Source organism: Paenibacillus sp. FSL R5-0928 (genome assembly GCF_037970385.1).
Classification (GTDB): domain Bacteria; phylum Bacillota; class Bacilli; order Paenibacillales; family Paenibacillaceae; genus Paenibacillus_AQ; species Paenibacillus_AQ odorifer.
Map to the genome: position 1 here is coordinate 3,059,377 of NZ_CP150225.1, position 18,258 is coordinate 3,077,634.

Below are 18,258 nucleotides of genomic sequence, written 5' to 3' on the forward strand. Positions count from 1 at the left end.
CCTGTTTTTTTGTGCATTTCTCCTTTAAATGCCCGAAAAAAAGCCAATTGACTTTTATAAAAGCAGGTATTATAGTTTGACAATGAAACTGTTCGACAGTTGAACTATATTTTGGAGGTAGGAAGCTTTGGATAACGAAGTGCAACATTGGATCAATCGCTACATGGATGCTTATTTGATTGTGACCAGACAAGTAGCAGCAAGAATTAAAGATAGTATTGCTGCGGAGACAACGAATGATCAGTATCAAATTCTTCGGTTGATTAATGCTCAGGAACAATGTACGTCTACATATCTTGCTGAATCTTTTTGCGTGGGTAAAAGCTCCATTACTGCAATCATTAACAGATTGGTGCAAGCGGGTATAATCGAGCGAACTCGTGACGAGAATGATCGCCGCCAGGTGTATTTGTCGATGTCTGAGCATGGAAAAAAAGTTTTTGAAGCAGCGGAGACGCAGGTACATGAAGTGATTTCCCCGTATTTGTTTCATTTTGAAGAGAAAGATATTGAAATGTTCGTCATGATGTTCGAGAAGCTGGCGAATTTAATTCAGAATGATGATGGAGGGAAGAATCCATGAAGACGATTCTAAAAGCAAGATGGGCGGTTATCGCAATCTGGCTCGCTGTGGCCGTAGTTTTGGTCATGACGGCCCCTTCGTTCTCTGATCTTGTACGTGAGAAGGGGCAGGTTACTGTACCTGATGGCTATTCCTCATCTAGAGCGGCAGAGATCTTAAAGGAAGCGGCGAATGACAAGGGCGGAGAGACATTGCATCAGGTAGCTCTTGTATTCAATAATCCAGAGGGAATCGGAGCCGATGAAACAGCTAGTATCCAGCAGGGCGTTGAGAAGTTGGCTGCGAATAAGGAGACGCTGCAGATCGATTCCATCACCGATCCTTTTTCACAAAGTGAACTTAAGGATACGTTGATTGCCAAAGATGGCAAGACGATAATGGTGGCGTTGTCTATAAAGGGCGGAGGAGAGTCTGTCACCGCACTTCCTGATAAAGTGGATGAATTACTTTCAGATGTTAAGGCGGATCATTATTTAACCAGTGAGGGTTTGATTACTGAGGATATGATTGCTAGCTCGGAAGCCGGGCTTAAGAAATCGGAATATATTACGGTAGTATTTATTTTACTTATCCTGTTCGTGGTGTTCCGTTCGTTCGTGGCACCGTTTGTTCCGCTACTGACCGTAGGACTCAGCTATATTGTTTCTCAGTCTGTTGTGGCTTTTTTAGTAGACCGTTATGATTTTCCATTATCTACGTTTACTCAAATCTTTATGGTTGCGGTCATGTTCGGGATTGGTACGGATTATTGTATCCTGTTGATCAGTCGTTTTAAAGAAGAAATGATGACAGCAGAAGATACCAAAAGTGCTATTATTGCAACCTATCGTAAGGCTGGTGGAACGGTGTTCTATTCCGGACTTGCGGTATTCGTAGGTTTTGTAGCGATTGGATTATCCAAATTCATTCTGTATCGCTCGGCGGTAGCCGTTGCCGTGGGGATTGCGGTTATGCTGCTGGCGCTTGTAACCATTGTTCCATTCTTTATGGCGGTACTTGGCAAAAAGCTCTTCTGGCCTTCACGCGGCAAGCTGGAGCACAGTGAGAGCCGTATTTGGGGAGCAGCAGGTTCTTTTTCCTTAAAAAGACCATGGGCCGCGCTGCTAATTGTTGCAGTAATCGTAGCTCCGTTCCTTGTTACCTATAGCGGAAAGCTGTCCTTCAACAGCTTGGAGGAAATTGGCTCAGAATATGCCTCGGTAAAAGGATTTAACATCATTTCGGATAGCTTCGGGCCGGGTGAATCCATGCCTGGCAAGATCGTAATCAAAAATGATGACCGGATGGATACTTCAGAATATCTTGGACTTGCAGAAAAAATCAGTCGCGAGCTGAAAAAAGTGGACAGCGTAAAATCGGTGCGCAGCATGTCTCGTCCAACGGGAGAGCTGATCAGTGATTTCTTAATCCCGAATCAGGTGGGGACTTTATCTGACGGTCTGGATCAGACCAGTGAGGGACTGACCAAGATTCAAACGGGATTGTCTGAAGCAAGTAAACAGCTGAGTGAAAATGCACCTAAGCTTACAGAGGCTGCTCAAGGCAGCGCTAAGCTGACGGAAGGCACAGCAGAGCTGAAAGATGGTATCGTCGCGTTAGGTGATGGGCTGGCACGTATTGAGAACGGAATAAAAACCGGCTCAGCAGGTGCAGGAGAAATCAAAGCAGGACTTCAACAGGCAGCTGCTAGTGCTAAGCAGCTTGCGGATGCCAATACGAAGCTGCTGGAGGGCTATAAAAAAATCGGCAGCGGTTTAACTGCGTTGGATCAAGGGCTTGGGCAGCTTCCGCAGCAGCTGCAAGGTGTGGCAGAAGCATTGAAGGGACTGGATGGTTCTTTTACGGGTCTTGAGAGCAGTTATCCGGAAATTCTGCAGGATGTTAATTACCTGACGATTAAAGGCACCGTAACGCAGAGTGGTACTGGGGCAGCGCAGCTGGCGGCGGGTCTCGGGCAGATCTCAGAGCAGCTTAAAGGAGCAGCAGCAGGCTTAAACGAGGCGAATGCTGGTTATGCCAAAGCTTCGGCAGGGCAAAGCGCACTCGCACAAGGTTTAGCTAAGCTCGTTGCGGGCATCGGTCAGCTGCAATCTGGGCTGGAGCAGGCCGCAACAGGCCAAGGACAGATCGTAGATAAAATTCCATCCATTGCTAGTGGCCTAGATCAATTGCAAGGTGGACAGCAGCAGCTTGCGGATGGTTTTGGTCAATTAACAGGGCAGATAGGAGCCTTAACTACTGGATTAAGCGACAGTGCAAACGGCTTGAAACAAATTACCAGTGGGCTGGTTTCCGCACAAGATTATTTGAATCAGATTCAAGCGGCTAAGGATGATGAGCTGAGTGGATTCTTTGTACCGGCTGAGGCTCTTGAAGCTGAAGGCATAGAGCAGGTATTCGATACCTACTTGTCTGATGACCGTAAGGTGATGACGCTGGATGTGGTATTCACTGAGAATCCATATAGTTCAGAAGCTATCGACAGTGTTGATGATATTCAAGCAGCAGTAGATCGTGCAGTGAAAGGAACGAAGCTGGAAAATGCGGAGTCTGCAATCAGCGGGGTTACAAGCAGCCAGAACGATTTGCGTAATATTTCCAACGAAGACTACACACGTACAGTAATCTTGATGCTGGGTGGGATCTTCATTATCTTGGTGTTGCTGCTTCGTTCAATCGTAATGCCGATTTACCTTATTATTTCTCTTTTGATTACTTATTTTTCAGCATTGGGTGTTACAGAGGCTATATTCGTTCACCTTCTGCACTTTGAAGGGATTACCTGGACAACGCCATTCTTCAGCTTTGTTATGCTGATTGCACTTGGTGTAGATTATAGTATTTTCTTAATGGCCCGCTTTAACGAATATAAAACATGGGATGTTCGAGAAGCGATCCTGCATGCCATGCGCAATATGGGAACAGTCATTCTTTCAGCGGTAGTTATTTTGGGCGGCACCTTCGCATCGATGTATCCTTCAGGCGTATTGTCGATGATGCAGATTGCAACAGTGGTGCTCGTAGGGTTGGCCTTGTATGCGCTAATCTTCTTGCCATTTTTTGTCCCTGTTATGGTACGGATCTTCGGCCGTGGGAACTGGTGGCCATTTGCGGTCAAACAAAGTGGAGAACCCACTAAACAAGATGTAAACATGTAATCACTCTACACAGCAAAAAACCTCTAGTGTTCGCCTAAATAAATAGGCGGCTAGAGGTTTTTTGGTTGAAATATAAGTGCAAAGGTTATTTCATCTTGGCAAAAAAGCTACGTAACGCCCAGCCGCGTTCTTGCCGTTTTTTATATTTGGGTAGCGAACGGTAGATGGCGGTGGATTCGTCGAAAGCACGTTTAGCATCCTCGGTTCTGCCCAATGCTTTGTACATGGAGCCGGCTAAATAATAGGCTTCACTAGAGGAAGACTGAATCTCTTGAAATTGAGTAACGTAATGCAACGCTTTATCGTGATCTGTATGGCGAAAGGTTTCCGCTAACCGAAGATATGGCTGACCATATTGGGCCTTTCGGTTGATTTCTAGACCACGAAGCATCTGATCTTCGCCTTCTTCAAAAGCGCCCAGCTTAAGATTCACATGACCCAGCTCTACCCAATATTCGGCAGACTGTTCGTAACGGTCTTCGATCTGTAGCAGAATATCTTTGGCTTCCTTATACTTTTTACGTTCTGACAGATTCCGGGCTAAATCAAATTTAGCAGAAACATCATTTGGATTCAAAGATACCGTTGTGCGCAGCTTGGAGATTTGCCGCACTCGTTTGAAGGGCTTTGTAATACTAGGGAAGATCCCCACGTATCGCCGATCTAAGAAATACAAGATAACAAGCAGGATGAATAAAGCCAGAAAAGGGTTGCCCACTAATCTGAAAAGCATCATAATACCTATAAATTTAAGCATGATTTCCCTCCATGATCATTTGGTTCCGGTATTGCGGTTGAATAAGAGCAGATCTAAGGCAGCGTAATTATATCATAATTCAAACCAATCTGAATCCCGGGATTTAAGATAAAGTACAACTTTTGTCAGCTTTATAGCGTCTTAGTGTAATAGAAATAATAATTACAATAATATCATAAGAAGGGAAAATCAAGATGCACTTATTTGCAAGGAAGCTAAGGCTGCTTAGTTTGTTGGTTTGTTCAACTCTGGTGACTGCATTGTCTGTCCCTCAAGTTATAAGTGCAGCTCCATCACCTGCGAAGTTGAGTGGGATTAAGGAGATTGTTGCTTCGCCAGGTTTCTGGGGTGGAAGCTCCTTCGCAGTGAGAACTGATGGAACTGTTTGGTCATGGGGGAGTAATGTTTTTGGTCAATTTGCTAATGGTGCCGCCGGGCCTGAGGGTTGGACGATTACTCCCCATAAAATAGCTGGGCTTGAACATACGAAACAGCTGGCGATCGGCGAAGCGTACTATGTAGCGCTGAACGAAGACGGCACGGTTAAGGCTTGGGGAGATTATCGGGATAAGAGTGTTGCAGAAGCTGGCAATGGGGCAAGTGCTAAACAACACAAGGTTCTGCTTCCTCAAGGGATCTCTGGAATGACAGATGTGGTTAGTATAACGTCAGGATTGCATAGTGCATTAGCTTTGAGAAACGATGGAAGCCTTCTCCAGTGGAATCCTCCAGAAGCTTCAGATGTGGGCTATACAGAGCTGCCTGCTGCCACTAAGGTACAGGGTTTAAGCGAAGTGAAGTGGATCGGAAGCAGTATTTATCATGCCGCCATTCGAACTAACGGTACCCTGTGGATTTGGAGTGCTATCCCGCAAACAGAGAACACGAACGTGATGAAGAAACCGACCCCAGTTAAGGATTTATACCATGTGAAGTCTGTTTCCATGAGCGATCGCAGTATACTGGCTTTAAGCGAGAGCGGGAGCGTCTGGGGAACAATTGACAGCAATAATTATAACGAAGTCACGATGAGCAAGATGCCAGGTCTTACGGATATTGTATCTGTCCAGACGAAAAACGGCTTCAACCTTGTTGCCAATAAAAAAGGAGAATACTGGGTATGGAAAGCTGGTACCTCACTACAAGGTCTGCAAAAGATTACAGCCGTAAAATCGATCTCGAAACTTACGCTGGATTTAGGCAACTTTGTAGCTGTTAAAAAAGATGGCACCGTGTGGACTTGGAGTACCCAACCTACAACCGACAACCGTTTGGTTTTTACGCAGCCTAAGTTAATAAAAGGACTAAGTGATCCTGTTTCTTTTGCCAAGGGTGAGAATAGTAAGTATGCAGTCCTGAAGGATGGTACAGCTGTGGCTTGGGGAACGAATATGTTTGGTCAACTCGGAATTAGTGCTGTTGATTCACGTCCTTTTGCTATATCTCCTATTTTAAAGCCTGTTACTGTAATTGTAGATGGTCAAAAAATTGACTCCGTACAGTCCGCTATTTTTAAGGATGGTAGTGTAAAAGTACCGATTAGGGATGTAGCAGAAAGTCTGGGATATACCCTCTCTTTGGAGGGGGAACTGACGTTGACGAAAGCTGGGAAGAAAATTTCATTACCGTCAGCAGAATCCATAAAAGTAAGCTATACTTCGCTAGTTCCAGCAGCAGCTTTGGCTAAAGCTCTAGGTCTTTCTGCGGAGTGGAATAGTACGCTGTACCAATTAACATTACAGACAAAAAGATGACTTTCATTTAACACCTATATTAATATTCTGAGGTACAATAAGTGAATTAATCTCAATTGCACCATAATAACCAGTCTGGAGTGATAGGAATGGCTTTTACAATATGCGTGTTTGCCGGATCGAATCCAGGTCTTAACTCTGAATATACGGAAATGGCTAGGGAATTAGGTTATCATATAGCGGCACAAGGCTGTAGGTTGGTCTATGGAGGTTCGCGGAATGGCCTTATGGGACAGGTTGCGGACGGGGTACTTGCGAATGGCGGCGAAGCTGTAGGAATTATGCCAGTGGATCTTTTTCAAGATGAAATCAGACACTCCGGATTGACGAATTTGATTGAGGTCTCCAGTATGCATGAACGTAAGGCGGTAATGAGCGGTATGGCGGATGCTTTTATTGCTTTGCCGGGAGGTCTTGGAACCTTTGATGAGCTGTTTGAAATTCTGTGCTGGATGCAGATTGGTATTCATCAGAAGCCTATAGGGCTGCTGAATGTTCGAGGTTATTTTAATCCATTGCAAGCCTTGATTTCACATAGTGTGGCTGAAGGTTTTGCACCAAAAACTGCACTCCAAATGCTGCATACGAACTCAGATCCCGAATATTTGCTTGAACTGATGCGCGGTCGGATTGATCATAGTAATGAAACGAAGGGGAAAGCAAGGTTCCCGTCACAACGCTAGATTCAAGGTTTCCACTGCTCTAAGGTGCGAATAATTGGTTTAACACACTATTCACAATAAGGACGCAAACACTTCACGGTGTCTACGTCCTTATTTTTTATTTTCTTTTTGTTAAATCATTCAGTAATAGGGGGAAGGTTTATGATTCGAAAATTAGGCTTTGCGGCTGACGACCGTCTGTTAATAATTAATGCCGACGATTTCGGAATAACTAAAGGAACTAATGAAGCTATTGTTAACTTATTTGAAGGAAAAGCTATAACATCTACATCTATTATGATGCCTTGCACAGAATCAAGTGACGCTATGAAGATAATTAATTGGAAAGGAATAAAGAATATTGGAATTCATCTAACGCTAACGAGCGGCGAGAAATATCCGTATTAACCAGTATTCAAAGAAAAAATCTTGAGTAGCTTAATTACGGATGAAGGGTATTTTCATCAAGATGCCACTCTTCTGGAAAGAAACGCTGCTGATGACGAGATTAGAATAGAGTTAGAATCGCAAATCCAAAGTGCAATCGTACAAGACATTGATCCAACTCATCTGGATAGTCATGGGGGGAGTATTATGGGGTTATACACTGGGCGAGATTTTTTAGAAATAATATTTGATTTGTGTGAAAAGTACCGCTTACCCTTTAATTTACCTATTAGGATATTAGAACAACCCTTTTTTAATAATGATCAGTTGAGATTGTTTCAAAAAAGAATTTCTTCAGCAAAAGAAAGGGGGATTTTCTTAATCGATGATATAATTTCTCTTCCTTACTGTTTTTACCCTGCTGCGGAATATAGCAAAATGAAAATGAGATTAACTGAATTGTTAAAGAATTTAAAACCTGGAATAACACAGTTAACTATACATCCATCTAAAATAACAGATCAATTAATAGCAATGACGAAATGTTATACAGAAAGAGAATTGGAATATCGTCTTCTAAATGATATTGAAATTAAGCAATTGATTATCAATGAGGAGATTAAACTTATTTCGTGGAAAGACATACGTGATTTACAAAGATGTATTTAGCATATTGTAAAGAGTGCACTTTTTCATTTTTTAATATGAATCTGATAAAACTGTTTAAATTTTGGCGAAGCTGGGTAAATAAGCCGTAAGTAATTAAGCAGAAATGCAAAATTCAGGAACATCACGGAAGGAGGTTGAAATCCAATGAATGTGATCGTACATAATCTTATGGCTTACAATCATCAGTTTTTTAGACCTCAACCCGTGGTCAATCCCAAGCAAGGGAAAGCAGACAAGAAGAGAATGAGTTTCCAGGAAGTTCTGAATGAGAAAATGAAAGTGTACAGCACCTACAACAAAAATTAAGTATGAAAGCTATAACCTATGTTTGTTAAAGAAAGCCGGAACGCGATGATCTTAGAGATCATTGCATTCCGGCTTTCTTTAGGGTCTGACCTCAAAAAATTCGCAGCTCTTGCGAGAGTAGTAAGTCAGATCACTAACTCTAGATTGAATAACAACATCGAAATCAGTGAAGCGGACAACGGTAGCTCCTGAATTTACTAAATGATCGTCCTGAAATACACGAACAGGTAATTTGCGGTCAACGGCTTCTTGGAAATCGCTGTCGGTTAGCAGCGGGCGATTAATTGGCATGGGGAATAACTCCTTTGATCATGTAATGAAGTAAGAAATAAAAATAGTATACCTGCGGAAGCACAAGAAATCCAATTTAAGATGAAGTACATGTATCCTGTGAGGAACATAATTGGACAAAATTCTATACTCCCTCCTTAGCAGGTATAGGCCTGTACGAAATATTTGTTTGAGCTTTTCTGCGTTTCGTAATTATTTCCACCATAAATCGGAAGTTTACCTCCTCAAAAAAAGAATTTAAACCCTGTACACTAATTCTTGTAAGAGAAACCTTTGAAAGGGGTACAGGGGAATGAATAAAGTAAAACACTTGGCGCTATCGTTAGTCGCTATCATGCTCGTAGGTTCACTGGCAGCATGCGGAGGCAACAACGCCGAGAACAACAACACATCGAACAAAAATACAGGTAACAACGCAGCAAGCACTAGTGAACCCACTAAAGATGAGGGAACAGAACCGGCTGAGAAAATCGAACTTTCTTTCTGGACGCTGGGCAACGTGAACTACGAGGATTTAGCGAAGGAGTACACTAAGGAACATCCAAACATTACGATCAAAGTGCAAAATACCGGTGACCAAACCGCTCACCATAATAATTTGACCACTGCTTTGTCGGCAGGATCGGGTGCACCTGATATTTTCCAACTTGAAATCGGTTTCATGGAACGTTTCATCAACGCTCAGGACAAGTTCTATAACCTGAATGATCTGGGTGCCAAAGATATTCAAGCCAACTATCTGGATTGGAAATGGAAACAAGCATCTTCCGTAGATGGCAGCTTCCAGCTGGGTCTTCCAACAGATATCGGCCCAACGGTCGTATATTACCGCACAGATTTGGCTGAAGAGGCTGGACTGCCAAGTGATTCCGAAGGATTCGGCGCTGCTATTGATACTTGGGATAAGTTCGCAGCTGTTGCCAAAGCTTTCAAAGAAAAAACAGGCAAACCATTTGTAGACCTTACGGATCTTACCTTTAATGCTTTGCGTGACCAATCTGCTGATGAAATCTATTTCAGCAAAGCTGATGGCAGCTTTATTGGAGATACCAATCCGCAAGTCAAAAAAGCTTATGATTTCACGGTTAAAGGTATTCAAGAAGGCTGGATCAGCAATGTTATGCTCTGGTCTCCTGAATGGGGTCAAGGCATGAACGACGGTTCATTTGCAGTAGTTATGGGACCAGCTTGGATGGCAGGAAATGTTAAGAGTAATGCTCCAGACTCCTCTGGGAAATGGAAAATTGCTCAGCTCCCTGAAGGTGCTGGTAACTGGGGTGGTTCGTTCCTGACGCTGCCAAAAGAAGGCAAACACTCGAAAGAAGCTTATGACTTTATCGCATGGATGGATAACAAGGAAAACCAACTGGAATCGTTCAAAACTAAAGGACTTATGCCTTCCATTCCTGCACTGTATGAAGATCCTGCATTCGTAGATTTCAAAGATGATTTCTTCGGTGGACAACAAACCGCTGTAGAATTCGGTAAAGCAGCAAACCGGGTAAAACCTGTATACTACGGTCCGCTTCATGACCAAACCGATACTTTCTTCAAAAACGCCTTGAAAAATGTGTTGGAGAAAAAAGCAGATCCGACCAAAGAATGGAACGAAGCAGTAAAACAAGCGAAAACATTGGCTGAACGCAGCTAAGATTTCAAGCTTATGAAATTTAATTTCTAGAAGGTCCGGATTCATAGAGTGAAACATTCTCTGTGAATTCGGATTTACACGTTAGATTACCTGGAGGTGTGACATGGCACAACCTGTTATTTCAAGTCCGCATGCCGAGAGCAAGCGCCGCTTTTTAACTGAACAAAGAAGGAGCCGCATCACTGCGTACACATTTATTTCGCCCTTTTTTATTCTGTTCTCGATATTTGGACTATATCCGATCTTTTTCACGATCTATCTCTCGTTCTTTAAATGGGATGCCCTGAATCCTATGAAATTTGTAGGGTGGAAAAACTATGATCTGGTCACAAGTGATCCGACTTTCTGGATTTCTTTTAGCAACACCTTAATTATGGGGCTTATGGGTACTGTTCCACAGATATTACTAGCTCTATTGATTGCTGTTTTGCTGAATTCAGCGATGACTCGCTTTAAGAAGACTTTCCGGGTTTTATTTTTTATGCCTAATATTACGTCTATCGTTGCGGTTACGCTCGTGTTCAGTACACTGTTTGGCAACAACGGAATGATCAACTGGATTCTAAACGGCTTGGGATTAGATAGTATGGCCTTCAACTCTGGTTGGTGGGGCGTTAAAATCGCGATTTCTACGATGGTAATGTGGCGCTGGACGGGGTATAATGCCATTATTTTTCTATCAGGATTGCAAAGCATCCCTACGGATCTTTATGAAGCGGCTCGTATTGATGGTGCGAACAGAAGACAACAGCTAACCTTTATAACGTTACCGCTATTGAAGCCATTCATTGTATTTGTTACCTTGCTTTCTACTATAGGTGCCTTGCAGCTGTTCACTGAGCCTTATGTATTTTTGGGCCAAGCGGGAACTGGATCTACACGTCAGGAAGGAATCACTATGGTTACTTATTTGTATAGCGAAGCATTCCGTAACGGATTTTTTGGTACGGCAGCAGCTACGGCAGTCTTGCTGTTCCTGGTCACGATTATTTTCTCTGTCCTCAATATGCTGGTCTCAAATCGCATGGGTGGAGATACGGGAGGGGGTAAAGCGTGAGTACGCTGCGTGTATTTAAAAAAGATCCGGATGATCTAGGGATCATCGGCAAGTTAGGATTTTATCTATTGCTGATTGTTGGTGCGCTCGTGTCCATCTTTCCTTTTTACTGGATGTTTGTAGTTGGCACTAATGACAGAGGCGCAGTATTCCATGTGCCACCTTTACTTACGGTTGGAGACCAGTTTTTTGAGAATTTCCAGCGGGTACTGGACAAAACAGACTTCTTTCAAGCCTTGGGCAACTCTTTATTTGTCTCATCTATGGTTACAATATCGGTCGTGTTTTTCTGTACACTGGCAGGTTATGCCTTTGCCAAATATGAATTTCCGTTTAAAAATTTTCTGTTCTACTTTGTAATTGCTACATTATTTGTGCCTCAGCAGCTTGGTGTATTACCTACTTACGTAATTATGGCCAAGCTCCACTGGATTGACTCTTTCAAGGCACTTATTGTCCCAGCGATGGTTAATGCCTTCGGGATCTTCTGGATGCGGCAGTATATCACTACAGCTGTACATACGGAATTGATTGAAGCAGGTCGGATCGATGGCGGCGGACATTTCCGGATCTTCTGGAACATCGCTATCCCGGTCATTACTCCAGCTATGGCAACACTAGGTATACTGAATTTTATGACCGTTTGGAATGACTTCTTCTGGCCTTTAGTGGTACTGAAGAATCAAGAGCATTTCACAATTCAAATTGCGCTCCAGCAGCTGTTCTCCAATCGCGATGGTCTAGACTACGGAATGATCATGTCAGCAACATTTACGGCAACCTTGCCACTGCTGATTGTATTCCTGTTATTTAGCCGCTGGGTGATTGCTGGACTTACTTCTGGGGCTATTAAGAGCTGATCTTACTTTTTGATCTTTACAGGGAATAGGCGGTTTTGTGAAGAATACTAGAGGACAGAGACAGCAGGGGGAAGGGGAATATCATGAAACTCCGCCGTAAAATCTTGTTCGCTATTATTCTTCTCGTCTTTATTCCGGTTATTCTGATGGGGATCGTCACTTACGTTAATTTTTCTAATGCAATGGAGAAAAAATCAAGCAACTTCTACTGGATTTCACTGCTTGAAACGGATCGAAAGCTTAAATTCGCGCTTAGTGAAATCACCTCGATCACGAATTCAAAAATTACGCAGCCGGTTGTTCAGCAATCACTGAAGCAGAAGAACTTTGTAATCACTTATGATCGAAAGCAGGAGCTTAGCAGTTATCTTATTGATCATCCGATGATTACTTCATTTAGTTTTTATAGTAAAGATCGTTTAATTTATCAATACAATGCATCGATGTCCTTTGAGGACTTGAAAAGACAAAGCTGGTTTGACGCGATGGAAGGCGCCGAAGGGCGGCCCGTGTGGTCAGGACCGGGAGAAAATGGCTCGGAGATCTCCGGCAATCCGGTACTTGTACAAGCAAGAGTAATCAAAGATTCATATTCTCTCGAAGATATCGGATATCTGGTTGTTAATGTAAAACCTGATTTATTGGATCAGATTTTCTGGGAAGCAGCAACCCTCAAGAAGGGGGATATTTTGCTGGTCAACAAGCTAGGGAATATTGTTTTTAATAAATCCGGTGAACATATTGGACAACGCACAGATTTCCCCTTTTTACAAAATGATTATGCTAAAGAACATGACTATTACATCGACAACTATCAGGGGGAAAAATCACTTATAACCTTCCTACCTTCTCATAATGCAGCCTGGTATTTAGTAGCCATTACACCTATGAATCTAATCTCGTCAGAATCTGTATCCATCCGAAATATTGCGATTATTTTAAGTACTGTTTCGCTGTTGTCCGCCATTTTGTTCGACCGCTATTTCGTACGGAGGCTCGTTCATAGTATTAATAGTGCGGTTAACGGGATGAAGCGGGTGAAGCAGGGGATATTTACACCGATCACTACACCCTATCGTGCTGATGATGAAAGTGATTTGCTGATTGATGGCTTTAATCGGATGAGCACGCAGATCAATGAGCTGCTTGTGCAGGTGGAGACTGAGCAGGGACGTAAGAAGGAAGCAGAAATGCAAGCGCTAATGGCGCAGATTAACCCTCATTTTATTTATAATTCACTTGAATCGATTAATTCGATGGCAGTGTTGCAAGGCAATAAAGATATTAGCAAAATGGTCATCTCACTCGGCAAGCTGCTGCGAATCAGCATCAGTCAGAATCAGGAGCTGATTCCGCTGCATATGGAGTTCGAGCATGTCCGTCATTATTTGGATATCCAGAAGTTTCGTTTTGAAGATAAATTCTCGTATATCATAGATCTTTCGGATGGTCTTAAGACGTTCATGACACAAAAGCTGATCGTTCAGCCGATTGTAGAGAATGCGCTGTATCATGCGATTGAGCAGATGGAGGACCCAGGGATCATTGAGATTACGGCCTATGAAATGGGCACGGATATGATCATTATCGTAAAAGATAACGGCCCCGGCTTTGACCTTGCCAAGATGATGAGTCTTTGGGATAACGAGGGAAGTGCTCAGAAGAAATACAGTGATAGCGGCGTGGGGCTTAAAAATGTGCATGAACGCTTGAATATTCGATTTGGCAGTCCATACGGCATACTAGTGTGTTCTTCCCCCGGCTTTGGTTCAACCATCCGAATCCGAATACCAAAAATACTGCCGTAATCGACCGTGCGGAAAGAAGGGGGAGATTGTTATCAAAAAATGGTTATTGAAATGGGGCTGGATGTGGTTATATCTAGTGCTGATTTCGGGTGCTGTTTTATTTATAACTTTAGGAAAGCAAGAACCCATTGAAGATGATTCACCAGAAAAAATCACATTAACTTTCCGTCATTTCTGGATTAAAGAGCATGATCGGCCACTGTTGACTATTTATGAAGATATCGTGGACAAATATCAATCAGAACATCCAAATGTGAAAGTTAACTTTGAAGGTTTAGATCAGACGTTGCACCGTGATCAAAAGCTGAAGAACGAGATGGTTACTGGCACCCCGCCAGATATGTTTGTTTTGTTCGGTGGAGCGGAAATTGAGCCATATGTGCGCTCTAAGCGCCTGATTGATCTGACTGATTTCGTCAGGGAGAATGCGCTGACCAATCAATTCAAGGATCTGGATCTCTGGACCTTTGACAACCATATTTATGGCTTGCCTATTGAAGGGAATGCTGAACCCTTATATTTTAATAAAACCATATTCGAAAAGCTGGGTTTGAAGCCGCCAGAAACGCTGCAAGAGCTTGATGCTGCCATACTAAAGCTGAAGTCGGCTGGGTATATTCCATTTGCACTTGGCAACGAGGATCGTTGGCCCGCAGGGATTTTTGCACATTATTTAATGGATCGTTATGCCGGCGCCGACTTGATCGAGAAACTAATTACTGGTGAAGATCAAGCCAGCTTTCAGAATGAGGTCTATTTAAAGGCTTTTCAGCACTTGGAGCAATGGATTAAAGAAGGTGCCTTCAGCACGAAATCAAATGTGTTATCCACAGAAAATGCGGTGGGACTATTTACGAGCGGCAAGGCTGCGATGTATCTAAACGGAAACTGGGATATCAATTTATTTGCCGGCGCAGCTGCTCCTACGGATTTTCAAAATGAGGTAGGTGTTATTCCTTTTCCCACATTGAAGAAGGGGGAACAACCTTCGATAGCCGGCGGTTATACATTTGGCATCGGCCTTTCCTCCGAACTAAGCGGAGCGAAGCGGGAGGCTGCACTCGATCTCATGAAAGCTTTTTACACCCAGGAGGTTCAGACACGGATTGTATATGAAGGGTTGAGAATTCCGTCCATGCGCATCGCCTTTGATCCTGAGAAGACAGGACCCGTATTCGCGCAAGTCATGAATATGATGGAAGTTAACCGCAAGAGCTTTGTCCCTTATGATAATGTATTGTCACCAGAAGTGAAAAAAACGTTCCTGAGTGTTATAGAACAGATGATTAACGGAGAAATGTCTGCTGAGCAAGCGTTAAAGCAAGTGCAGGCATCCTCCATTCAATATTGGAATTTGATCCAAAGCTCAAGTGTACAATGATCCTGGAGGTGCAGGAAATGGATGAGTTACAAGAGAAATATAAAGTAATAATCGTGGATGATGAGCCGATTATTCTTCGTAGCTTAAAAGCAGCCATTCCATGGAATGATCTTCAGATGGAGATTGTGGGAGAGGCACGAAATGGAGAATTAGCTCTTCGCTTAATAGAAGACACTTCACCACATATCGTGATTAGTGATATTCGCATGCCCGTAATTGACGGGATTACGTTGATGAAGGAAGTATTGTCTAAAAATCCGAAGCTGGTGTTTATTTTTATAAGCGGGTACGGAGAGTTCGAATATGCAAGAGAAGCATTACGTCAAGGCGCATTTGATTATTTATTGAAGCCGATCGATCATGATGAACTGGTTGAAATGTTAAACCGCGCGAGAACCAAGCTGGATGAACAGAAGCAAAATGATCAGCTGATTCATTCTGTGCAGATGCTGTCACTGCTTGCACGTGAACGTCTGTTTGCAGAAATCACTTTGGGAAATGCAAGGCCGCTTGAGCATCTGAAATGGCTGGAGAACAGTGAACTGGAGAGCGGATATTTCATGGCTGTTGTCCAGTTAGATGATTACTCCACACTGAGCAATCAATGGAGTGTAGAAGAAAAACGGCTATGGCTGTTTGCAATCCGCAATATTGTGGAAGAATGGTCACTGGAACATGGAGTGCTGACGGTTTTCCCGTTTCATAATGGAGAGTGGATACTACTGTTCCCTGGATCTTTAAGCGCCAGCAGGAGAGAACTTGGTGAACATTTGATAGCGGGGATCAAGAGATACTCCAAGCAGTCTTGTTCCGTAGGCATCAGCCGCACCACACAAGGCATTGATCAATTAAGTACGGTTTACCCTCTGGCTGCGAAGGCCTTATATCAACGGTTCTATTCGGGTCTTGCCGGGGTCTTTATTGATGAAGAGATATCGTTCCCTAGCAGTAAAGAGGTGAAATACCCCAAAGAGCTGGAAACCGCGCTGATTGAAAGTATACGTACCTTAAATAGAGACCGGATGTGGTCTTTATTTGATGAGCTTGCTTTATTTATTGAGTCACAAGCTGTTCCTAAGGATATGGCTGAACGTCTTCTTGTTGAAATGATCGTTGTGTTGTATAGAAATTATGAGTATTTGAATATAAATTCAGATTGGTCTTTACATGGATTGCTTAGCAAGATGCACAATCTTGGCACTTTAAATGAAGTGATCTCTGCTCTGAAAGAAGAGTTTGGTGTGCGATTGGAGCAAGGGAACAAGCCTGTGAATCGCGAGGATACGCGTAGCGCCATCGAGAAAGCGAAACGTTATATTGAGAGTAATTACCATAAAGATTTGAGTATTGAGGAAGTAGCGGAGCTGGCTGATCTCAGTATCAGTCATTTCTGTACTTTATATAAACAAATAACGGGCTATACCTTTTTGGAGTATGTTACACACTGCCGGATGGAGAGGGCGAAGTATATTTTGCAGAGCAGCAACGTAAAAGTGTATCAGATAGCTCCTCTCGTCGGTTATCAGGACCCGCGTTATTTTACACAGGTTTTTAAAAAAGCTAGTGGTCAAACACCAACAGAATACCGAGAAGAGCATACTAAGCAGATCCATTAAAGAGGAGGTAAGGGATGGAATTTCATTTGGAGATGATTGTTAAGTGTTTAACGAACCACAAGCTGCAGAAATATTGGAAAGGATTCGAGGCTGTTTCTTTTGCATTTTATAATAAGGATAACGTGTATCTGTACAATCATCCCAAATTTAAAACGGTAGGATATCATCCACATTTGCTTCCTTGGAGTAATGAATTCTCAGGAGATACAATCATTTTATATGAGGATCACCCTACAGCCATCGTTAATCTGGAATTACATGAAGAATTCGAAGACTTGTACGCCATTTGTGTACACGAATTATTTCACGGTTATCAATTCCTGATGGGAGATGAACGTTATGCAGATGAATTATTGATGATTACCTACCCTTTATCCCTCGAAAATATGGAATTGCGGATTCAAGAAAGACATCATTTATATCTTAGTGTAATGGCAGCTACTATTGAAGAGCGTAATCAAGCAATGTACAGATTTATTGCCTTACGTCAACAAAGAGAACAGCTGCTCGGGGAGTACGTGCTAAATGAATATCTTATTGAAACGCTGGAAGGACCCGCTTGGTATGTTGAATTAAATGCCTATGCCGAGAAATCCACACTTCCTAATGAGGAGGTATTGCAGAAGTTCAGTTCGTATTTAATAGATGAACTTGAATCATCGGCAAATATTAGAAGAAGCTGCTATGGTTCTGGACTGTTTATATGTTTGCTGCTGGATGAGCTTCGCACCGATTGGAAAGAAGAGTTTATGAAGTCGGAGTTAAGTTTATATGCGTTTTTTAAGCAATTTGTGGATCAAGTCATCATTCCCTTCGAGGAGATATCCATCAGCAAAGAAACGGAAGATATTATGCAATCGGTCAAAACAATCAGGGAGAAGGAATTCATTGATTTTATCAGCCTTGAAGGGTACCACCTGTATATTGAAGGAGATATAAAATCTACGGGTTTTAATCCTATGGGTATTATTGGTGGAGATGAGAAATGTATTCATAAGAATAATTTACGAATCCAAATCAATGATGCGGAGTATTTTCTGGAAAAGCCAGTGATTAGCTACTATACAGCTGACCTTCGAAATATTAATAAACTGCACCTAGTACTAGATGAACCTCCAACTTTTAATAAAGATTCGTTAATCCTTAATGGAATTGGTGAGATCAAAGGTCAATACGAAGTGAAGGAAGATGGATGTTGGCTGCAATGCTGACGGAAATTGATTAGAATGAGAGTATGACATTTGTCATACTCTCTACTTGATGTTTATGACTTATAGGATGATACTTCATCGCCTATACTTAGAGTAGATGAAAAGAT

At 42.6% G+C, this 18,258-nt stretch carries 14 protein-coding genes and 1 pseudogene; 13 read left to right on the top strand and 2 right to left on the bottom strand.

Annotation, left to right across the window (positions count from 1 at the left end):
- Positions 1 to 127: 127 nt before the first annotated feature.
- The gene (locus MKZ16_RS13655; RefSeq protein ID WP_038570382.1) at positions 128 to 583 is read left to right on the top strand and encodes a MarR family transcriptional regulator; all 456 of its coding nucleotides are present in this window, start codon (positions 128 to 130) and stop codon (positions 581 to 583) included.
- Positions 580 to 3,741 carry an MMPL family transporter gene (locus MKZ16_RS13660; protein WP_076105009.1) on the top strand — a complete coding sequence of 1,054 codons (3,162 nt, stop codon included), beginning with the start codon at positions 580 to 582 and terminating at the stop codon, positions 3,739 to 3,741. Before MKZ16_RS13655 ends, MKZ16_RS13660 begins: the two co-directional genes overlap by 4 nt.
- Positions 3,742 to 3,826: 85 nt before the next feature.
- Here MKZ16_RS13660 and MKZ16_RS13665 read toward each other — a convergent pair whose 3' ends face one another.
- Positions 3,827 to 4,498 (bottom strand): tetratricopeptide repeat protein, encoded by a 672-nt coding sequence (locus tag MKZ16_RS13665; protein WP_038570388.1) that lies wholly within the window; start codon positions 4,496 to 4,498, stop codon positions 3,827 to 3,829.
- Positions 4,499 to 4,749: 251 nt separating this feature from the next.
- On the opposite strand from MKZ16_RS13665, the gene MKZ16_RS13670 reads away from it, so the two are divergent.
- The 4 genes and pseudogenes from MKZ16_RS13670 to MKZ16_RS13685 all read left to right on the top strand — a co-directional run bounded on the left by MKZ16_RS13670 (position 4,750) and on the right by MKZ16_RS13685 (position 8,276).
- Positions 4,750 to 6,252 carry a hypothetical protein gene (locus tag MKZ16_RS13670; protein WP_339815807.1) on the top strand — a complete coding sequence of 501 codons (1,503 nt, stop codon included), beginning with the start codon at positions 4,750 to 4,752 and terminating at the stop codon, positions 6,250 to 6,252.
- A gap of 89 nt (positions 6,253 to 6,341) precedes the next feature.
- Positions 6,342 to 6,935: a TIGR00730 family Rossman fold protein gene (locus MKZ16_RS13675; RefSeq protein ID WP_036686273.1), complete on the top strand. Its 594-nt coding sequence runs from the start codon at positions 6,342 to 6,344 to the stop codon at positions 6,933 to 6,935.
- Between the two features lie 141 nt (positions 6,936 to 7,076).
- A pseudogene (locus MKZ16_RS13680) lies at positions 7,077 to 7,970 on the top strand (polysaccharide deacetylase family protein).
- Positions 7,971 to 8,114: 144 nt separating this feature from the next.
- Positions 8,115 to 8,276 (top strand): hypothetical protein, encoded by a 162-nt coding sequence (locus MKZ16_RS13685; RefSeq protein WP_169744764.1) that lies wholly within the window; start codon positions 8,115 to 8,117, stop codon positions 8,274 to 8,276.
- A gap of 78 nt (positions 8,277 to 8,354) precedes the next feature.
- On the opposite strand, the gene MKZ16_RS13690 is transcribed toward MKZ16_RS13685, so the two are convergent.
- Positions 8,355 to 8,567, bottom strand: a complete 213-nt coding sequence (locus MKZ16_RS13690) for a hypothetical protein (protein WP_036686275.1) — start codon at positions 8,565 to 8,567, stop codon at positions 8,355 to 8,357.
- A gap of 292 nt (positions 8,568 to 8,859) precedes the next feature.
- Here MKZ16_RS13690 and MKZ16_RS13695 point away from each other — a divergent pair, with 292 nt between their 5' ends.
- From MKZ16_RS13695 to MKZ16_RS13725, 7 genes are all read left to right on the top strand, one after another.
- Positions 8,860 to 10,218, top strand: coding sequence for an extracellular solute-binding protein (locus tag MKZ16_RS13695; RefSeq protein WP_036686277.1), 1,359 nt, complete (start codon positions 8,860 to 8,862; stop codon positions 10,216 to 10,218).
- Between the two features lie 103 nt (positions 10,219 to 10,321).
- Positions 10,322 to 11,275, top strand: a complete 954-nt coding sequence (locus tag MKZ16_RS13700; protein ID WP_036686279.1) for a sugar ABC transporter permease — start codon at positions 10,322 to 10,324, stop codon at positions 11,273 to 11,275.
- Positions 11,272 to 12,135 carry a carbohydrate ABC transporter permease gene (locus MKZ16_RS13705; protein WP_038570403.1) on the top strand — a complete coding sequence of 288 codons (864 nt, stop codon included), beginning with the start codon at positions 11,272 to 11,274 and terminating at the stop codon, positions 12,133 to 12,135. Before MKZ16_RS13700 ends, MKZ16_RS13705 begins: the two co-directional genes overlap by 4 nt.
- An 83-nt stretch (positions 12,136 to 12,218) precedes the next feature.
- Entirely contained in the window at positions 12,219 to 13,943 is a 1,725-nt protein-coding gene (locus MKZ16_RS13710; RefSeq protein WP_036686283.1) for a sensor histidine kinase, read from the top strand.
- 61 nt (positions 13,944 to 14,004) lie between these two features.
- The gene (locus MKZ16_RS13715) at positions 14,005 to 15,324 is read left to right on the top strand and encodes an extracellular solute-binding protein (protein ID WP_038574400.1); all 1,320 of its coding nucleotides are present in this window, start codon (positions 14,005 to 14,007) and stop codon (positions 15,322 to 15,324) included.
- A 17-nt stretch (positions 15,325 to 15,341) separates the two neighbouring features.
- A complete protein-coding gene (locus MKZ16_RS13720) occupies positions 15,342 to 16,940 on the top strand; it encodes a response regulator (RefSeq protein ID WP_036686284.1) in 1,599 nt (532 codons plus the stop codon).
- Between the two features lie 14 nt (positions 16,941 to 16,954).
- A complete protein-coding gene (locus MKZ16_RS13725) occupies positions 16,955 to 18,151 on the top strand; it encodes a hypothetical protein (RefSeq protein WP_076105013.1) in 1,197 nt (398 codons plus the stop codon).
- Positions 18,152 to 18,258: the final 107 nt, after the last annotated feature.